The organism is Serratia quinivorans (assembly GCF_052113645.1).
Taxonomy (GTDB): domain Bacteria; phylum Pseudomonadota; class Gammaproteobacteria; order Enterobacterales; family Enterobacteriaceae; genus Serratia; species Serratia quinivorans_B.
In genome coordinates this window covers 138,300-157,370 of the sequence record NZ_JBIEIU010000006.1, presented here as the reverse complement: position 1 = coordinate 157,370, position 19,071 = coordinate 138,300, and the positions used below count along the sequence as shown (strand labels likewise).

The following is a 19,071-nucleotide window of genomic DNA, read 5'->3' as shown; positions in this document are numbered from 1 at the left end:
TCAGCTTTGCGACGCTTGTTGTGGAATATAAATATTGGCCACCACTTCGCCCTGAGCTTTGACCGGTCGGCGTTGAGCGGGCGTTTCGTTTTCCACCAGATCAAGATGCGGGAACAGCAGTTCGCCGACGCGATAGGCCTCTTCCAGATGCGGGTAACCGGACAAAATAAAGGTATCGATGCCCAGATCGGCATATTCCTGCATACGTGCCGCCACCGTTGGGCCATCACCGACCAATGCAGTGCCGGCACCGCCACGTACCAGGCCAACGCCGGCCCACAGATTAGGGCTGATTTCCAGATTGTCTTTTTTACCGCCGTGCAGCGCGGCCATGCGCCGTTGCCCGACAGAATCAAAGCGGGCAAACGCCTTTTGTGCGTCGGCGATGGTTTTTTCATCCAGATTGGCAATCAGCCGGTCTGCTGCACGCCAGGCTTCTTCCGTGGTTTCGCGTACGATCACATGCAGGCGGATACCGAAGCGCACTTTGCGACCTTTGGCCGCGGCTTTGGCACGCACTTCGGCAATTTTTTCTTTTACCTGCGCCGGTGGCTCTCCCCAGGTAAGGTACATTTCGACCTGTTCGGCGGCCAGATCCTGCGCGGCAGCGGAGGATCCACCAAAGTACAGAGGCGGACGCGGTTGTTGCACCGGCGGGTACAGCAGTTTTGCCCCCTTCACCTGAATATGCTTGCCATCGAAGTCGACGGTTTCCCCTTCCAGCACCTTGCGCCAGACGTGAGTGAACTCCGCCGAGGCTTCGTAACGTTCTTCGTGATTCAGATGCAGGCCCTCTGCTGCCAGCTCTTCAGGATCGCCACCGGTAACCAGGTTAAACAGCGCCCGGCCATTGGAAAGACGATCCAGCGTCGCCGCCTGGCGAGCCGCCAGAGTGGGTGAAATAATGCCGGGGCGCAGCGCCACCAGGAATTTCAGCCGCTGAGTGACCGGGATCAAGGAGGCGGCCACCAGCCAGGAGTCTTCACAGGAGCGGCCGGTAGGGATCAACACACCGCCGAATCCCAGCCGGTCGGCTGCCTGGGCAATTTGTTGTAAATAGCCGTAATCGACGCTGCGCGCGCCTTCCGTGCTGCCGAGATAATGGCCGTCGCCATGGGTAGGTAAAAACCAGAATACGTTCAGGCTCATCGTCAATTCTCCAAAATTATTGTGCGCTCGGGTGCCAGATACGTTGCGAGATATCGACCTTCACGGGCACCAGATGGTTGGCGTAAAACAAATCGGCAGTTTGCTGTTGGGCGGCAATGGTGTGCGGATCCAAGGGTTTGATGGCGGTCGGCGGGCGGTGATCCAAATAGGACGAGATCACTTTTTCCGACAGGCCCATGGCATTGGCCAGCAGCGTGACGCTCTGCGCCCGGTCGCTTTGGGTCAGGGCATCGGCTTTGGTCAGTACATCGAGTACCTGCTGAATGAACGGCCCGTTAGCTTCGGCATAAGGACGCACCGCCAGATAGAAGGAACCGGTTTGGTTCAAATCGGTACCGTCGCCCAGCACCCGTACGCCGCCCTGCAACAAGGCCGCAGAATAGTACGGATCCCAAATGGTCCAGGCATCGACATTGCCCTGTTGGAAGGCCGCGCGGGCATCGGCCGGGGTCAGGTAAATGGGTTGGATATCGGTAAACTTCAGTCCGGCTTTTTGCAGCGAGCGCAGCAGCAGGTTGTGGGAACTGGAGCCTTTCTGGAAGGCAACCTTGCGGCCTTTCAAATCGGCGACGGTTTTGATCGGGCTATTTTCTGGTACCAGGATCACTTCCGCCTTGGGTTTTGGTGGTTCCACGCCGACATACAGCAGGTCCGCACCGGCGGCCTGGGCAAAGATCGGGGGAATATCGCCGGTACTGCCCAGATCGATACTGCCGACGTTCAGGGCTTCAAGCATCTGTGGGCCGGCCGGGAATTCGATCCAACTGATTTTGGTGGACGGGAAGCGCTGTTCCAACAGGCGGTGGGATTTTGCCAATACCAGACTGACCGATCCTTTTTGATAGCCGATACGAAACTGCGCAGGATCCTGTGCGCTGGCGGTGTTGATCCACGCCAGTGAGATGATACCGGCCAGGGCGCCAGTGCCAAGCCAACGGCCAAGCGAAGAAAGTCGTCTCATCCTCTTTCCTTATATAGGGGGTTATCAGGCGGTTTGACGAGCAAACAGGGAAGGGGAGAGTTTTACCTGCGGCGGCTTACGGCGGCCGAGCGCCAGATAAAAGCTTTCCAGCGCTTCTTCCAGCCGGGATGCCAACCCCTCGGACAGCGTGATCTCTTCACCGCTCAGCACCACCTGGCTGTCGTCGGCGAACACCCCGTGCAGCACTTCTTGCGCTTTCAACGCCGCCAGCACTGGCTTCAGGGCATAGTCCACCGCCAACATATGGCCAATGGAGCCGCCGGTGGCCAGCGGTAACACCACCTTATGATCCAGTGCACGCTCCGGCAGCAGATCCAGCAGAGTTTTCAACGCACCGGAGAATGACGCCTTATAAACCGGCGTAGAGACCAGCAGACCATCTGCCTGTGCCAGTTGTTCGGTAAAGGCTTTGATCGCCGGACTGTTGAAATTGGCGTACAGCAAATCTTCGGCATCAAAGTCATGCAGGGTGTAGGAGATCACTTCCACGCCTTGCTGCTGCAACCAATTTTTACTCAAAGAAAGCAGAGCCGCTGAACGTGATGGGATGCGAGGGCTGCCGGACAGTGATATAACGCGCATTACCACTCCTTATAACTAAAAGTTAGGTTTAATTAGAAAATCGTCGAGAAGTGTTTTAAACCTATCAGCAAAGGGGCGGGTTACTTAAATCTCATTTTTTGATTTTGATATGCGTAAATGCGGATTGGCGGGGCTTTGGCGCCCTGTCGGGGGAAACGATTGCGTTAAAAACGCTTTTTTTGCTTTTAATCAATTCCAATTGGCCAAGGGATACCGGATAATACGCCCCCGGTTTGCAACCGGGAAATCAGGAGAGTACATGTACTACCCCCTCATCAGAAAAGCGTTGTTCCAGCTCGATCCCGAGCGTGCGCATGAATTGACTTTTCATCAGCTCCGCCGCGTCACCGGCACCCCGTTAGAATTTCTTATTCGCCAGTCAGTGCCGACCAAGCCGGTAAGCTGCATGGGGCTCTCTTTTAAAAATCCGTTGGGTTTGGCCGCCGGTCTGGATAAAGACGGCGAGTGCATCGATGCGTTTGGCGCCATGGGTTTCGGCTTTGTCGAAGTGGGCACCGTGACGCCACGCCCGCAGTCGGGTAATGACAAACCGCGTTTGTTCCGGATCGTCGAAGCGGAAGGCTTGATCAACCGAATGGGCTTTAATAACCAGGGTGTGGATAATCTGGTTGAAAACGTTAAGAAATCCCATTTCGGCGGTATTCTGGGGATTAATATCGGCAAGAATAAAGATACCCCGGTCGAGCAAGGAAAAGACGATTATCTGATCTGTATGGATAAAGTTTATCCGTACGCCGGTTATATCGCGATTAACATTTCGTCACCCAATACTCCGGGGCTACGCTCCTTACAGTACGGTGAAGCGTTGGACGATCTTCTGGCCGCGATTAAAAATAAGCAGCAGGAATTGCACGCGCGCCATCACAAATATGTACCTGTGGCGGTAAAGATCGCGCCGGATCTTTCAGAAGAAGAATTGATCCAAATAGCCGACAGTTTGGTCCGCCATAATATTGATGGCGTGATCGCGACCAATACCACGCTGGATCGTAAATTGATCCAGGGGCTGAATTATTGTGAGCAGATGGGGGGCCTGAGCGGTCGTCCGCTGCAGGCGAGCAGCACCGAAGTGATCCGCCGTTTGTCGCATGAGCTGCAAGGGCGTTTGCCGATTATCGGGGTGGGCGGAATTGATTCCCTGATGGCCGCGCGGGAAAAAATGGCAGCCGGGGCTTCGCTGGTGCAAATTTATTCCGGATTTATCTTCAAAGGTCCGCGCCTGATTAAAGATATCGTTAACTACATCTAATATTTTTCCTTTCATTTTCTGCCGGGGGTTTATTTCTTCCCCCGGCTCGTCTATATTTTGTCCACTAGCATAAATATCGTTCGCGGAATTATCCGATGTTTAAGCGACTTGAGTGGTGATAAAATCACCTTTTGGGGTAAATACGGCGTGGCATGGGCAGCGAGAAGGATAAGATATGAAGATAAAACCTGACGATAATTGGCGTTGGTATTTTGACGCCGAACATGATCGGCTAATGCTGGATTTAGCCAATGGGATGATCTTCCGCTCGCGTTTCCCTGCCAAAATGTTAACGCCGGATGCCTTCGACGAGTGCTCTTTCTGTGTGGATGACGCGGCGCTTTATTTTAATTATGAAGAGCAGTGCAAACAGATAAAACTCAGCCACGAGCAACGCGCCGAACTGGTATTAAATGCCCTGGTGGCCTATCGCTTCCTGAAACCACTGATGCCGAAAAGCTGGCATTTCTCGCAGCAACATTATCCGTTGCAGCCGAAAAACGGCGAACTGGCGGCGGTGAAGGTGATGGAAAGCGGGGTTGAAGCCCGCCTGCTGGTGGTAGAAGCCGGCGATAATGCCAGCCTGTGCCTGCTGGCGCAGAACCAGCTTTCAGTGGCCGGCCGCACTATGGTGCTGGGGGATGCCATCAAAGTGATGCACGATCGCCTTAAACCCTGCACGCAAGATGAGGCCTCGGCCCCGGCTTACGACAGGGCGGTATAAGGCCCATTACGCCAGCGTCAAATCGCTTTTTGGAATACAGCTGCAGGAGAGAATGGTGCCATTGTTGGCTACTGCGCTTTTCTTCAGCGGCGCCACTTCGCCACTGACCAAGGTTATGCGACAGCTTCCGCAAATTCCCGCCCGGCATGAATAAGGCACGCGGATCCCTTGTTGTTCCAACTGCTCCAGCAATATTTGCTGATTGTTGCCGGTAAATACCTTTCCCGCGTATTCGATAGTGACGCTATGTGCGCTGTCCTGCGGTGCCTGAACGCTTTCAACGACTTTCCCTGCGCTATATGGGCGCGGCGGCTTGGTAGATAACACCTCCACCGTATCGCCAACGCGGATGATGCCGCTGTTGCGCGCCACCATATTCTGGCCAAAATCGATATCGCCGTTATCGGCGGTGCGGAATTTTTGCAGGGTGCTCAGCGGTTCGCCGCTCGGGTGCTTACGCCCACGTTCGGTGCTGACGGTAGTCAGGACGCAGCGGCTGCAGGGTTTCACCAGATCAAACATCACGTCCCCGACGCGGATCACCTGCCAGCCGTCTTCGGCCCAGGCATTGGCACCGGTGACCACCAGATTGGGACGGAACTGCTCCAGCTTGATACTGCCGGGGCAACGCTGTTGCAAATCGTGGAATGAGGCTTCGTTGATCAGCAGATAAGGATACCCATCGGCAAAAGAGAGAGGGATTTCCGGGTGTTTTTTGACTCGTCGGGTCAGTTCTGGACCGAGCCAGCGCAGCTGCACTTCACGCTGGAAATAACCGCTCAGCCAGTTGTTAATCGCTTCCGGCGCAATCAGGGCGGTGAAATGGTTGCCCCAAACTTCGGTCGGTTGCGCTTCAGGGGCGAAATCGCTGAAGCGGATAGCGGCGCTTTCTCCGTCCGGTGCGGTCAGGAACAAGCCATCCGGCAGCAGCGCCGGGGTGAACATCACCATCTGCGGATATTGGCGCGCGGTAATAAAGGTGCCATCCGGTTCGGTGATCATAAAGGTACGGTCGAAAGCCAATCCACTGCTGGAAGCCTGGGCATGAGAAAGCTGCAAGCCACGAAGCGATTTCACCGGATGAACGTAAAGTTTCGAAAGCGTAATCACCCTTATCCCCGTGCGATTATTAAATAGAAGGGAGCAACTTTATGACAAGCGGTCTGGATTAGCTATAATGCGCAACAATTTTCTTTTTGGTGATAAGTACGATATGAACTCTCTGTTTGCCAGCACGGCGCGTGGACTGGAAGAACTGTTAAAAAGCGAACTGGAAGCGCTGGGCGCTCACGCCTGTAAAGTAGTGCAGGGTGGGGTACATTTTCAGGGTGACGATCGTCTTCTGTACCAAAGCTTGCTGTGGAGCCGTCTGGCCTCACGTATTTTGCTGCCGCTGAATGAATTCCGCGTGCACAGCGATCTGGATCTGTATCTGGGCGTGCAGGCGATCGACTGGACCAGCATCTTCGGCGTGGATAAAACCTTCGCCGTGCACTTCAGCGGTGTTAACGAAGAGATCCGCAACAGCCAGTACGGCGCGTTGAAGGTCAAGGACGCCATTGTCGACAGCTTTACCCGCAAGATCGAGCAGCGTCCGACGGTGGCGAAGCAACAACCGGATATTCGCGTCAATGTGTTCCTGCAGCGCGATATGGCCAGCGTAGCGCTCGATCTGAGCGGTGAAGGCCTGCATCAGCGCGGCTACCGTGATCTGACCGGTCAGGCACCGTTGAAAGAAAGCCTGGCGGCGGCGATTGTGCAGCGTTCCGGCTGGCAGCCGGGCACCCCGATGCTCGATCCTATGTGCGGTTCGGGCACTTTGTTGATCGAAGCCGCGATGATAGCTTCCGATCGCGCACCGGGTCTGCACCGCCAGCACTGGGGCTTTACCGCCTGGAATGGTCATAACGTCGATCTGTGGCGCGAAGTGATCACTGAAGCGCAGGTACGTGCACGCCGTGGCTTACAAGAAACCACTTCACGTTTCTTCGGCTCTGATATCGATCGTCGGGTGATTGAAATGGCGCGCGGTAATGCCCGTCGTGCCGGCGTTGCCGAACTGATTACCTTTAATGTCAACGACGTAGCCAAACTGACTAACCCGCTGCCGGAAGGCCCGACGGGCACCGTGGTGTGCAACCCGCCTTACGGCGAGCGTCTGGAAAGCGAACCGGCGCTGATTGCCTTGCATAATATGCTGGGCCGTATCATGAAGAGCGCTTTCGGCGGCTGGCAGTTGTCACTGTTCAGCGCATCGCCGGAGTTGCTGAGCTGCCTGCAATTGCGCGCCGAGCGCCAGTTCAAGGCCAAAAACGGTCCGTTGGACTGCGTGCAGAAAAATTACCAGCTGGCGGAAAACCCGCAGGGGGCCGGCGGCATTCAGGTGGCGGAAGATTTTGCCAACCGCCTGCGCAAGAACCTGAAGAAGCTCGACAAGTGGGCCAAACAGCAGGGCATTGAGTGTTATCGCCTGTACGATGCCGACTTGCCGGAGTATAACGTGGCGGTGGATCGCTATGGCAGCAAGGTGGTGGTGCAGGAGTATGCGCCGCCGAAAACCATCGATGCGCAGAAAGCTCGTCAGCGTTTGTTTGATGTGATCAACGCTACGCTGGCGGTGCTGGAGTTGCCGTCCAATCAACTGATCCTGAAAACCCGTGAGCGTCAGAAGGGCAAAAACCAGTACGAAAAACTGGCGCAGAAGGGCGAGTTCCTGCTGGTGGAAGAGTTTAACGCCAAGCTGTGGGTGAACCTGACTGACTATCTCGATACCGGCCTGTTCCTCGATCACCGTATCGCCCGCCGCATGCTGGGTGAGATGAGCAAGGGCAAAGACTTCCTCAACCTGTTCGCCTATACCGGGACTGCCAGCGTGCACGCCGGGCTGGGTGGCGCGCGCAGCACCACTACGGTGGATATGTCGCGTACCTATCTGGAATGGGCAGAGAAAAACCTGCGGGTTAACGGCCTGACCGGCAAACAGCACAGATTGATCCATGCGGATTGCCTGTCATGGCTGCAAAATGCCGACGAACAGTTCGACGTGATCTTTATCGATCCGCCGACCTTCTCCAACTCCAAGCGGATGGAGAACACATTTGACGTTCAGCGCGATCACCTGGTGCTGATGCAAGATTTGAAACGGTTGCTGCGTCGTAACGGGACCATCATGTTCTCGAACAACAAGCGCGGTTTCCAGATGGATATGGCCGGCCTGAGCGCATTGGGTCTGGAAGCGAAAGAAATTACCGCCCAGACACAGTCGCAGGACTTTGCCCGTAACCGTCAAATTCATAACTGCTGGCTGGTTACCCACGCCGGCGAAGGAAAATAATTACTATGTCGTTAATTAGCATGTCCGGTGCCTGGTTGTCCTTCAGCGACGCACCGCTTTTAGATAACACCGAAATTCATATTGAAGACAATGAACGCGTTTGTCTGGTTGGGCGCAATGGCGCCGGTAAGTCCACGCTGTTGAAGATCCTCGGCAAAGAAATTCCGCTGGATGATGGCCGGGTGATTTACGAACAAGATCTGATTGTGGCGCGTCTGCAACAGGATCCACCGCGTAATATCGGTGGTACGGTGTTCGATTTTGTGGCCGAAGGCGTGGCCGAGCAGGCGGAACACCTGAAAGCCTATCATGCGATTTCGCACCTGGTAGAAACCGATCCAAGCGAAAAAAATCTGACGCGCATGGCGCAGATTATGGAGATCCTCGATCACCAGGGGCTTTGGCAACTCGACAGCCGCATCAGCGAAGTGCTGCTGCAGTTGGGCCTGAACGGGGATGCGGAACTTTCCTCACTCTCCGGCGGTTGGCTGCGTAAAGCGGCGTTGGGCCGTGCGCTGGTGAGTTCGCCGCGCGTGTTGTTGCTCGATGAACCGACCAACCACCTGGACATTACCACCATCGATTGGCTGGAAGGCTTCCTGAAAGAGTTCCAGGGCAGCATCGTGTTCATTTCCCACGACCGTTCATTTATCCGCAACATGGCGACGCGCATTGTCGATCTCGATCGCGGCAAGCTGGTGTCCTGGCCGGGTAATTACGATCTTTACCTGCTGAGCAAAGAAGAAGCGCTGCGAGTGGAAGAACTGCAAAACGCTGAATTCGACCGCAAACTGGCTCAGGAAGAAGTGTGGATCCGTCAGGGCATCAAGGCACGTCGTACCCGTAACGAAGGCCGTGTGCGTGCGCTGAAGGCGTTGCGTAACGAGCGTTCGGAGCGCCGTGAAGTGATGGGTACCGCCAAGATGCAGGTCGAAGAAGCGGTACGCTCCGGCAAAATCGTGTTCGAGATGGAAGACGTTAACTATCAGATCGGCGACAAAGTGCTGGTGCGCAATTTCTCCGCCCAGGTGCAGCGCGGCGACAAGATTGCGCTGGTCGGCCCGAACGGTTGTGGTAAAACGACGTTGTTGAAGCTGATGCTCGGTCAGTTAAAGGCCGACAGCGGTCGCGTACACTGCGGTACCAAGCTTGAAGTGGCTTACTTCGATCAGCACCGCGCCGAACTGGATCCGGAACGTACGGTGATGGACAACCTGGCGGAAGGCAAACAGGAAGTGATGGTGAACGGCCGTTCCCGTCACGTGCTGGGGTATTTGCAGGACTTCCTGTTCCACCCGAAACGCGCAATGACGCCGGTGAAAGCATTGTCAGGCGGCGAGCGTAACCGCCTGTTGTTGGCTAAGCTGTTCCTGAAGCCAAGTAACTTATTGATTCTCGATGAACCGACCAACGATCTCGACGTCGAAACGCTGGAGCTGCTCGAAGAGCTGATCGACGGCTATCAGGGCACTGTGCTGCTGGTGAGCCACGATCGTCAATTCGTCGATAACTCAGTAACTGAATGCTGGATCTTTGAAGGCAACGGTGCGATCAGCACCTTTGTTGGCGGTTATTACGATGCACACCATCAACGTGCGACGGCAAAACCCATCCGTCAGGTAGCGACTGAACAGAACAAGCCCGCAGCGGAAAAAAAGGCAGAACAGCCCAAGAAAGCGGCGGCTAAACTGAGCTATAACTTGTTGCGCGAACTGGAACAGTTGCCGCAACGCCTTGAACAGCTGGAAGCGGAAATTGAAGCACTGCAGGCGCAAATGAGCGATGCTGACTTCTTTACGCGTCCTCACAGCGAAACTCAACAGGTGCTGACGGCGCTGGCCACCGCCGAAGGGGCGTTGGAAGAAGCGTTCGCCCGTTGGGAAGAGTTGGAAGCGATGAAAAACGGCTAACCGTTGAGAATACCGTCCGCGCGCTGCTGCGGGCGGTATTGCCGTACTGGTGAGCAACGTTGTTAAGGAGGAATATGGTGTGTTCCCACGAGAATCACGAGCAGCACAGTCATGCCACGCACGTAAAACAGCCGCAGGACAACCTGATGCTGTGTCCACAGTGCGACATGCTGGTGGCGTTGCCGTCGCTGGCATATGGTTCGAAAGCGGTATGCCCGCGTTGTAAAACAACCCTCAGCTCCCGCTGGGAGGAACCGCGCAAGCGGCCGATCGGCTACGCTCTCAGCGCGCTGTTCATGTTGCTGTTGGCGAATATTTTCCCGTTTATCAATATGCGCGTTGCCGGTCTCGGTAACGAAATCAAACTGATCCAGATCCCGCAGGTGATGGTGGCGGAAGACTACGCCAGCATGGCCACACTGTTTATGGTCTTTGTCCAGTTGATCCCGGCGTTCTGCATGCTGGCGATCATTGTGCTGTGTGCCAGAGTGCGCATCCCCCTCGGCCTGAAAGAGTGGATGGCCAAGATGCTGTTCCAGTTTAAAACCTGGTGCATGGTGGAGATTTTCCTCGCTGGGGTGCTGGTCAGCTTCGTTAAACTGATGGCTTATGGCGATATCGGCATCGGCAGCAGCTTTGTGCCTTACTGCCTGTTCTGCCTGCTGCAGGTACGCGCCTTCCAGTGCGTGGATCGCCGCTGGCTGTGGAATGACATAGAACCGGCACCGCGTCTCGATCGTCCAATGACGGTTGGGCGTACCGGCTTGCGTCAGGGCTTGCGCTCTTGCCAATGCTGCACGGCGATCCTGCCGGCGGAGCTGACCGAATGTCCGCGTTGCCACAGCAAGGGTTACGTACGCCGTCGCCACAGCCTGCAATGGACGTTGGCGCTGCTTGTCACCTCGATCATGCTGTATATTCCGGCGAATCTGTTGCCTATTATGGTCACCGAGGCCCTGGGCAATAAGATCACTTCTACTATTATGGCGGGGGTGATCCTGCTGTGGGGTGAAGGATCTTATCCGGTGGCGATGGTGATCTTCATCGCCAGCATCATGGTGCCGTCGTTGAAAATGTTGGCCATTGGCTGGCTCTGTTGGGATGCCAACGGCAAGCATAAAGCCCGGGCCGACAGTGAAAGAATGCATCTGATTTATGAAGTGGTTGAGTTCGTTGGCCGTTGGTCAATGATCGATGTGTTTGTTATAGCCGTGCTTTCGGCATTGGTACGGATGGGACAATTGATGAGTATTTACCCTGCTACTGGCGCGCTGCTGTTCGCCATGGTAGTGATCCTCACTATGTTTGCTGCCATGACGTTTGATCCCCGTTTGACCTGGGATCGCGTAAACGAAACAATAAAAAAGGAGCCGCAAGGTGACGGAAAATAATCATAGCGTCGCGGACGTTGAAAAGATCAAGCGCTGGTCGCCGGTGTGGATCATCCCCATCGTCACTGCGCTGATCGGCGCCTGGATCCTGTTTTACCACTTCAGCCACCAAGGGCCGCAGGTGACATTGGTCACCACTACCGCCGAGGGTTTGGAAGCGGGTAAAACCAAAATCACCAGCCGTAGCGTCGACGTCGGCGTAGTGGAAACCGTGACCCTGAGCGATGACCTGAGCAAGGTGGTGGTGCAGGCACGGCTTAACTCCGGCATGGAAAAATTGCTCCGCGAAGACTCTGCCTTCTGGGTGGTGAAACCGCAGATTGGCCGTGAAGGCATTTCCGGTCTGGGCACGTTGCTCTCCGGTGCCTATATCGAGCTGCAACCGGGCAACAAAGGCAAAGAAAAAGACGACTATCAACTGCTTGATGCACCGCCGCTGGCCTCTCCGGACGCCAAAGGGTTGCGCATCGTACTGGACAGTGAAAAATCGGGCCAGTTGAATGCCGGCGATCCGGTGCTGTTCCGTGGTTACCGCGTCGGCTCGGTAGAGACCAGCTATTTTGATCCGAAAATGCGCGCTATGCGCTATCAGCTGTTTATCTCCGCACCTTACGATCAACTGGTAACCAGCAACGTCCGCTTCTGGAAAGACAGCGGCGTGGCCTTCGACATGTCTGCACAGGGCATGCGGGTAGAAATGGGATCCCTGGCGACGTTATTCAGCGGTGGGGTCAGCTTTGACGTGCCGGACGGGTGGGACCGCGGTGAGCTGGTGAAAGAGAAGACGGCATACCAGTTATTCGATAACCAGCGCAGCATCCAGGATTCGTTGTACACCGTGCACAAAGATTACCTGTTGTTCTTCTCTGATTCGGTGCGTGGCCTGCAGCCGGGGGCGCCTGTCGAGTTCCGTGGCATCCGCCTGGGTACCGTGGGGCAAGTGCCATTCTATAAAAAAGGCATGATGCAGCGACTGGATAACGATTACCGCATTCCGGTGCTGATCCGCATTGAACCGGATCGTTTCCAGAAGCAGCTGGGCGGCAATTTCGATATTGAAGGCCATCTGAAAGATGCGGAGTCACGCGGTATGCGCGCGTCTCTGAAGTCTGCCAATCTGCTGACCGGTTCGCTGTATGTCGATCTGGATTTCTACCCGCAAGAGAAAGCCTGGAAAGGACCGCGCGAAGTGTTCGGCTATCCGTTGATGCCGACGACCAGTGGCGGTTTGGCGCAGATCCAGCAGAAACTGATGCAGACGTTGGATAAGATCAATTCGATGCCATTGAACCCGATGATCAACGAAGCGACCAAAACCCTGGCGGAAAGCCAGAAAACCATGAAGTCGACGCAGCAGACCATGCAATCGTTGAACGACATCATCGCCAGCAAAGAGATGAAGGCGTTGCCGCAGGATATGCAAAAAACGCTGCAGGAACTGAATCGCAGCATGAAAGGCTTCCAACCGGGTTCTCCGGCCTACAACAAGATGGTCGGCGATATGCAACGTCTGGATCAGGTGTTGCGTGAGCTGCAGCCGGTGCTGCGCACCCTGAACGAAAAGAGCAACGCGCTGGTATTTGAAGCCGCGGGCAGTAACGATCCTCAGCCGAAGAAGGCCAATAAATGATGAAATGGATTCCGGTAGCCCTGGCGCTGGTACTCAGCGCCTGTAGCAGCACGCCACAGAAGACCTACTATCAACTGCCGGCGCTGGGTGCGCCGACACAGGTTAGCGGTGGTACGGCTTCGCGCCAACTGTGGTTGGAACATGTCACCGTGGCGGATTACCTGGCACAGAACGGCGTGGTTTATCAGACCAATGACGTGCAGTACGTCATCGGCCAGAACAACCTGTGGGCCAGTCCGCTCGATCAACAACTACAGCAAACCCTGGTCACCAACCTGAGCAGCGCATTGCCGGGCTGGGTGGTTTCATCACAACCGATGAGCAGCGATCAGGATGTGCTAAACGTGACGGTCAGCGGTTTCCATGGCCGTTTTGATGGCAAGGCCATTATTCGTGGCGAATGGGTGCTGAATCATCAGGGCCAGTTGATCAAACGGCCCTTCAACCTGGAACTGAAACAGGGCGAGGACGGTTACGATGCGCTGGTTCGTACGTTGGCGCAAGGCTGGCAGCAGGAGGCTCAATCCATCGCCTCGCAGGCCGGTCGCTTTTAGTCATAATTTGGACTAAAACGGTCTAATCCCTCCCGATGAAAAATAGTCAAACTTTTCGTCGGGAGGGATTTTTATTTTATTTCAATGAATTAACCTCTTTTCTGGCATATCAGCCACTTAGCAAATTCTGCGTGCGTAGCTCACAAATATGACATTGGCGTGAATTTTGCGCATTGATCTTCCCCTCATTTAGCGCTATTGCTTATACGTGGCTGCGCAAAAAGCAGCCATTGTTTTCTTTCCACCAGACCAAATATGAGGGAAACGAGGCATGAAGAGACAGAAACGCGATCGTCTGGAAAGGGCGCATTCAAGAGGTTATCAGGCAGGTATCTTAGGGCGTTCGAGGGAATATTGTCCCTACCAATCATCTGTGGACGCCCGGTCTCAGTGGCTGGGGGGTTGGCGAGAAGCCATGGAAGACAGGGCTGTGACCGCTTAAGCGGCTCCCTGTCAAAGAAAAGGAATAACCTCCGCTCCAGGCGGAGGTTTTTGTTTTAAAGCCCCTTATCCCTGCCAGCGTTTCAGCAAGATACTCGCATTCACTCCGCCAAAGCCAAATCCGTTCGACAGCGCATAGTTAATGGTCATGGGTTGCGCTTTATTCGCCACCAAATGCAGCCCTTCGGCCGCCGGGTCCGGATTATCCAGATTCAGCGTGGCCGGAGCGATCTGATCGCGCAGAGCCAGGGCCGTAAAGATGGTTTCAAGCCCGCCAGCCGCCCCCAGTAAATGACCGGTCGCTGATTTGGTCGAAGTAACGGCCAGGCTACCCTGGGTACCGAACAGGTGTTTAATGGCATTGATCTCACCCAAATCGCCGACAGGCGTTGAGGTTGCATGGGCGTTCAGATGCTGAATTTGCTCCGGAGCGACCCCTGCCTGTTTCAGGGCAATCTTCATTGCGCGATACGCGCCGTCACCGTCTTCGGCGCCGGAGGTCATGTGGTAGGCATCGGCACTGGTACCATAGCCGACAATCTCGGCCAGCGGCGTGGCACCGCGTGCCAGTGCATGTTCCAGCGTTTCAATGACCAACATGCCGGCGCCTTCCCCCATGACAAAACCGTTGCGGGCGCTGTCGAAAGGCCGGGATGCTTTTTCTGCCTCTTCGGGCGGTGTCGTGGACATGGCACGCGCAGCGGCAAAGCCTCCGAGGCTAACGGTGTCGATTGCCGCTTCTGTACCGCCGCACAGCGCGATATCGGCCTCATCGTTGCGAATCATACGCACTGCGTCGCCGATGGCCTGAACGCCTGCTGCGCAAGCGGTAACGGGGGCACCGATCGGACCCTTGAACTGGTGCTTAATCGAGACATGCCCTGCAGCCAGATTGACCAGGAAGGAGGGAATGGTAAATGGCGACAGGCGTTTGGCACCACGGCTGTCAGTGGTACGCACGGCGTGGGCAATTGCCGGGAAGCCACCGATACCGGAGGCGATCACGGTTGCGGTGCGCTCTTGCTTATCTTCGGTATCTGCTGTCCAACCCGCCTGACGGATGGCTTCATCGGCCGCGGCCATGGCCAGCAGGATAAAGCGGTCCATTTTCTTTTGATCTTTTGGCGGCACAGCACTGTCGGGATCGAAACCTGCCACGGGATCCTGTTCCAGTGAAGGCACCTGCCCACCGATTTTTACCTGCAGGTCAGCAACGATCTCATCCGGGAGCGGACGAATGCCGGATTGGCCATTCAGCAAACGCTGCCAGATAGCCTCTACGCCGCATCCCAGTGGTGAAACGGCACCCATGCCGGTAATGACTATACGACGATTGTTCATAGTGACTCCTTGGATGATTCGGGGGGGAATGCAGAAAGGTTCTGCTGCATCAGGGCCGCACGCCGGCGCATGCCGTCGGTCGCTGCCGGTCCTGGCGCTAAAGTAATATTATGCAGCGCGATGGGCTGCTGGGTAATGCTGTCGATCAGTTGCACGCGAATTGGCTGCCCGGTACGGCGATCGACCAGTTCCGCGCTAATGCCATCATCGGCCAGATGGGTATTTCCCCAATGGAAGAGGGCCGCAAGCACCGGGAAAAAATCTTTGCCACGTTCGGTGAGCAGATATTCGTACCGTACCGGCCGGATTTGATATCTCTGCTTATGCAGAATGCCGCTTTCCACCAGGTATTTCAGGCGACGGGTCAATATGGTGGGCGAAAGCCCCAGGCTTTGCTGGAATTCATCAAACCGGGATAAGCCATGAAAAGCATCGCGGAGTATCAGGATGCTCCACCATTCTCCAACGCGGTCCAGTGAGCGAGCTACTGGACATGGCATGTTGTCAAAACGGGTTTTCTGCATGGCATACCTCCTGGTAACTACAATAATTGTAGTTACTATTTAGTCGTGATGAGCGCGAGGATTGCAAGGGCACGACATAATCACGGCGGGAAAATAAACGGCGACCGGGAAGGGCCGCCGTGACTGCGGTTAGAACGCAGCAGTGTCCTTGAACAGGCCCACTTTCAGATCGCTGGCAGTGTAGATCACCTGGCCGTCGACCAGAACTTCACCATCAGCCACACCCATAATCAGTTTACGGATGATCACGCGTTTGAAGTTGATGCGATAGGTCACTTTTTTCGCGGTTGGCAATACCTGGCCGGTGAACTTGACTTCACCCACGCCCAGTGCACGGCCTTTACCTTCGCCACCCAGCCAGCCGAGGTAGAAACCTACCAACTGCCACATGGCATCCAGACCCAGGCAGCCTGGCATCACTGGATCGCCGATAAAGTGGCAACCAAAGAACCATAGGTCCGGATTGATATCCAGTTCCGCTTCCACATAACCTTTGTTGTAGGTGCCACCGTCTTCGGTCATCTTGACCACGCGGTCCATCATCAACATGTTACCTGCCGGCAACGGCGGGCCGCCGGCGCCAAACAGCTCGCCACGGCCGGATGCTTCGAGGTCTTCTTTCGTATAGGAGTCGCGTTTTTCTACCATGTTCTCAGTAAACCTTATTTTAATGAAGGGCGCAGATTAGCTTACACGTGTACGCTGAACAAGTCCGATCAGCCGTGGTTGAACCAGTTAAGCCAACGAAGTGGCCACGGCCAGCGTCGGCGTTCCTGCGGATTCACCTGTGCAATCCGTTCCTGAATGGCAGCCAACAGGTTCGGCTGCTGTTCATCAGAGTAGGGATAACCGGTGAGTAATGGCAAGGCCTCTGCGGCACTGTTCACGGCCCACAGATGGAATTGCCCCTCGCGCACCGCATCGACTACGTCCTGGCGCAGACACAGGTGGCGCACGTTGGTGGCGGGCAAAATGATGCCCTGTTTGCCCGTCAAACCCCGACGTTGGCAAACTTCAAAAAAGCCTTCTATCTTCTCGTTGACGCCGCCAATCGGCTGTACATTACCGAATTGGTCGACAGAGCCGGTTACCGCGATCTGTTGGGTGATCGGCTGCGAGGACAGTGCGCTGATGAGCGCGCACAACTCAGCCAGTGAGGCGCTGTCGCCATCCACTTCACCGTAAGATTGTTCAAACACGATTGAAGCGGATAAGGGTAGGGGCTGGTCCAGTTCCAGTTCGGAAATCAGGAACGCCTGCATAATCATCATGCCTTTGGCATGCAAATTACCGCCAAGTTCGGCCTTGCGCTCAACGTCTGTGAATTCGCCATCGCCAAGATGCACGACGCAGCTGATACGGGAAGGTTCGCCAAAACTACGCGGATGGCCAGGGTATTCCAGCACCGACAGGCCGTTGATCTGACCGACGACTTCGCCTTCGGTTTCAATCAGGATTTGGCCCAGCTCGATTTCGTCCTGCATCCGTTCGGCGAGGTAGCTTTCACGCCACTCACGGGCATTTAAGGCGGCTTCGAATGCTTTGGCTGTGATGCTTTCTTCTTCGGCATACAGCGCCGCTTCAGAAAGTTGTTGGCCAATCCACAGCGGAGAAAGTGGCAGGTTGCCCTGATCGCCGCTGTGACGCACGGCTTGTACCATTAACGGGTACCAGGCATCGGCGGCCAGTGGCGGCAATTGTTTCTCGTCGATAAGGGCATTGACGTAGCCGCACCACTGCACCATGTCATCGATTTCGGTGAGTTGCAGATCTTCTTCGTATTCGCCGTAGACTGCCAGTTCGCTCAGCTCCGGCTCGATATCATGGAAATCGGCCAGGCCGTGGCGATCGCCCACTACGATCAAACGTAACTCCAGCGGCATCGGTGGAATGGCAATCGGCAGCGGTCGAGTTTCATCCGGGGAAACCCAATGGAACTGGCGCTGGGTGATCATTTGCTTCAACCGCAGCCACAACAACGGCTGCGCCAGCAGGGAACGTGCTGACAGGATCAACACACCGCCATTGGCTTGATGCACCAGGCCCGGCTGCAGGCTGATTTCATTATTGTGGATCCTGACGCAGCCAAATAGCTGTTCCGGCTCAATCCACTCCTGAAACACGCAGGCGCCACCGGCGGCAAAGGGTTCATCACCCCGTTCGGCAGGTTCTACGTTCACCTGGCTGCCCTGGATCACATAGTGACTGCCCTTAAATGCCGAGTTTTGCGGATGCAGTTGCTCCACGGCATGGGCTATCAGTGCCAGATACTCACGCGTTTCCTGCGCTTTCAATAACATGAAACGCGGCGGCGACTGTGGATGGCAAAACAGCGTCAGTGCGTTTTCCAGCCGAGGCTGGATAGAGGCAAAGGACACGGGCGCCAGCTGCGCGGCGGTATCAAATATCGCTTGATAAGGCGTAACGTCCGGCAACAGTGATTGCCATTCAAGTCGGTTATTGGTCAAAGTGTTAGATGCAATCGTCAAAAAGGGAAAGGGCGATTATACAAGAATAACGGCCGCTTGATACATGCAGAGTGGCTGTTGGTGTCAGGGAGTTTGACATCGAGCGATGACTGTGCAAAAAACAGTCTAAAAGCAGGGTAATTGCCGGGGAAATTCGGCGCAAAGCTGTTATGCTTAATTAAAGTTACGCGGTCACTGAAGAGCTCACGATGAAATATCAGCAACTGGAAAATCTGGAGAGCGGTTGGAAATGGAAGTACCTGGTGAAAAAGCACCGGGAAGGGGAAGCCATTACCCGTCACATTGAAAACAGCGTTGCTCAGGAAGCCATTGACGAGCTGCTGAAGTTGGAAAATGAGCCGGTAAAAGTGCTGACGTGGATTAGCCACCACATGAATCCGGAACTGGATAACCGGATGAAGCAAACAATCCGCGCTAGGCGTAAACGTCATTTTAACGCAGAACATCAGCATACGCGTAAAAAATCTATCGATCTGGAGTTTTTAGTTTGGCAGCGTTTAGCCGGACTGGCCCGTCGTCGTGGGGTAACCTTGTCAGAAACGGTAGTGCAGCTGATAGAAGATGCGGAACGTAAAGAGAAGTACGCCAGCCAGATGTCGTTACTGAAACAGGATTTAAAAGCCATTCTCGGTAAAGACGAAGAGTAAATCCGCCCGTCAGTTCCTACCCTGTGAAAGGCGCTCGCAGTTGCCGATTCCGCTGATTCAGGATGAAAAAAAACCCCGCAAT

At 55.1% G+C, this 19,071-nt stretch carries 17 protein-coding genes; 9 read left to right on the top strand and 8 right to left on the bottom strand.

From position 1 onward, the window contains the following. Genes ssuD through ssuE form a run of 3 tightly spaced genes read right to left on the bottom strand, consistent with a single transcriptional unit; the run spans position 1 to position 2,734 of the window. Complete coding sequence (ssuD, locus tag ACGS9J_RS13390) at positions 1-1,149, bottom strand: FMNH2-dependent alkanesulfonate monooxygenase (protein ID WP_442231378.1); 1,149 nt, start codon at positions 1,147-1,149, stop codon at positions 1-3. 16 nt (positions 1,150-1,165) lie between these two features. After that, positions 1,166-2,131 (bottom strand): sulfonate ABC transporter substrate-binding protein, encoded by a 966-nt coding sequence (locus ACGS9J_RS13385; protein ID WP_442231377.1) that lies wholly within the window; start codon positions 2,129-2,131, stop codon positions 1,166-1,168. A gap of 24 nt (positions 2,132-2,155) precedes the next feature. Next, positions 2,156-2,734: an NADPH-dependent FMN reductase gene (gene ssuE / locus ACGS9J_RS13380; RefSeq protein WP_442231376.1), complete on the bottom strand. Its 579-nt coding sequence runs from the start codon at positions 2,732-2,734 to the stop codon at positions 2,156-2,158. Positions 2,735-2,993: 259 nt separating this feature from the next. Here ssuE and pyrD point away from each other — a divergent pair, with 259 nt between their 5' ends. Together pyrD and ACGS9J_RS13370 are read left to right on the top strand one after the other, a co-directional pair. Beyond that, entirely contained in the window at positions 2,994-4,004 is a 1,011-nt protein-coding gene (gene pyrD, locus ACGS9J_RS13375) for a quinone-dependent dihydroorotate dehydrogenase (protein WP_442231375.1), read from the top strand. Positions 4,005-4,179: 175 nt separating this feature from the next. Next, positions 4,180-4,728 carry a cell division protein ZapC gene (locus ACGS9J_RS13370; RefSeq protein ID WP_442231374.1) on the top strand — a complete coding sequence of 183 codons (549 nt, stop codon included), beginning with the start codon at positions 4,180-4,182 and terminating at the stop codon, positions 4,726-4,728. Positions 4,729-4,734: 6 nt separating this feature from the next. Here the strand turns inward: ACGS9J_RS13370 and ACGS9J_RS13365 are convergent, their stop codons facing one another. Next, a complete protein-coding gene (locus ACGS9J_RS13365) occupies positions 4,735-5,838 on the bottom strand; it encodes a YcbX family protein (RefSeq protein WP_442231373.1) in 1,104 nt (367 codons plus the stop codon). Positions 5,839-5,941: 103 nt separating this feature from the next. Here ACGS9J_RS13365 and rlmKL point away from each other — a divergent pair, with 103 nt between their 5' ends. The 6 genes from rlmKL (at position 5,942) to rmf (ending at position 13,989) form a co-directional block, all read left to right on the top strand. Then, the gene (gene rlmKL, locus ACGS9J_RS13360) at positions 5,942-8,062 is read left to right on the top strand and encodes a bifunctional 23S rRNA (guanine(2069)-N(7))-methyltransferase RlmK/23S rRNA (guanine(2445)-N(2))-methyltransferase RlmL (RefSeq protein ID WP_442231487.1); all 2,121 of its coding nucleotides are present in this window, start codon (positions 5,942-5,944) and stop codon (positions 8,060-8,062) included. 5 nt (positions 8,063-8,067) lie between these two features. Continuing rightward, the gene (locus ACGS9J_RS13355; RefSeq protein ID WP_442231372.1) at positions 8,068-9,972 is read left to right on the top strand and encodes an ABC transporter ATP-binding protein; all 1,905 of its coding nucleotides are present in this window, start codon (positions 8,068-8,070) and stop codon (positions 9,970-9,972) included. 74 nt (positions 9,973-10,046) lie between these two features. Beyond that, a complete protein-coding gene (pqiA, locus tag ACGS9J_RS13350; RefSeq protein ID WP_442231371.1) occupies positions 10,047-11,363 on the top strand; it encodes a membrane integrity-associated transporter subunit PqiA in 1,317 nt (438 codons plus the stop codon). Further along, positions 11,350-12,993 (top strand): intermembrane transport protein PqiB, encoded by a 1,644-nt coding sequence (gene pqiB / locus ACGS9J_RS13345; protein ID WP_442231370.1) that lies wholly within the window; start codon positions 11,350-11,352, stop codon positions 12,991-12,993. Before pqiA ends, pqiB begins: the two co-directional genes overlap by 14 nt. Then, positions 12,990-13,547, top strand: coding sequence for a membrane integrity-associated transporter subunit PqiC (pqiC, locus tag ACGS9J_RS13340; protein ID WP_442231369.1), 558 nt, complete (start codon positions 12,990-12,992; stop codon positions 13,545-13,547). The genes pqiB and pqiC overlap by 4 nt, the downstream gene beginning before the upstream one ends. Positions 13,548-13,818: 271 nt before the next feature. Continuing rightward, positions 13,819-13,989 carry a ribosome modulation factor gene (rmf, locus tag ACGS9J_RS13335; RefSeq protein WP_071827009.1) on the top strand — a complete coding sequence of 57 codons (171 nt, stop codon included), beginning with the start codon at positions 13,819-13,821 and terminating at the stop codon, positions 13,987-13,989. A gap of 65 nt (positions 13,990-14,054) precedes the next feature. Here the strand turns inward: rmf and fabF are convergent, their stop codons facing one another. The 4 genes from fabF to ACGS9J_RS13315 form a co-directional block, all read right to left on the bottom strand. Continuing rightward, on the bottom strand, positions 14,055-15,329 hold the full coding sequence (gene fabF, locus ACGS9J_RS13330) for a beta-ketoacyl-ACP synthase II (protein ID WP_442231368.1): 1,275 nt from the start codon (positions 15,327-15,329) through the stop codon (positions 14,055-14,057). Beyond that, positions 15,326-15,853: a winged helix-turn-helix transcriptional regulator gene (locus ACGS9J_RS13325; RefSeq protein ID WP_442231367.1), complete on the bottom strand. Its 528-nt coding sequence runs from the start codon at positions 15,851-15,853 to the stop codon at positions 15,326-15,328. Before ACGS9J_RS13325 ends, fabF begins: the two co-directional genes overlap by 4 nt. A gap of 129 nt (positions 15,854-15,982) precedes the next feature. Beyond that, on the bottom strand, positions 15,983-16,501 hold the full coding sequence (gene fabA, locus ACGS9J_RS13320) for a bifunctional 3-hydroxydecanoyl-ACP dehydratase/trans-2-decenoyl-ACP isomerase (protein ID WP_037419266.1): 519 nt from the start codon (positions 16,499-16,501) through the stop codon (positions 15,983-15,985). Positions 16,502-16,569: 68 nt separating this feature from the next. Further along, entirely contained in the window at positions 16,570-18,321 is a 1,752-nt protein-coding gene (locus tag ACGS9J_RS13315) for an AAA family ATPase (protein ID WP_442231366.1), read from the bottom strand. 209 nt (positions 18,322-18,530) lie between these two features. On the opposite strand from ACGS9J_RS13315, the gene matP reads away from it, so the two are divergent. Next, positions 18,531-18,989, top strand: a complete 459-nt coding sequence (matP, locus tag ACGS9J_RS13310) for a macrodomain Ter protein MatP (RefSeq protein ID WP_442231365.1) — start codon at positions 18,531-18,533, stop codon at positions 18,987-18,989. Positions 18,990-19,071 lie beyond the last annotated feature (82 nt).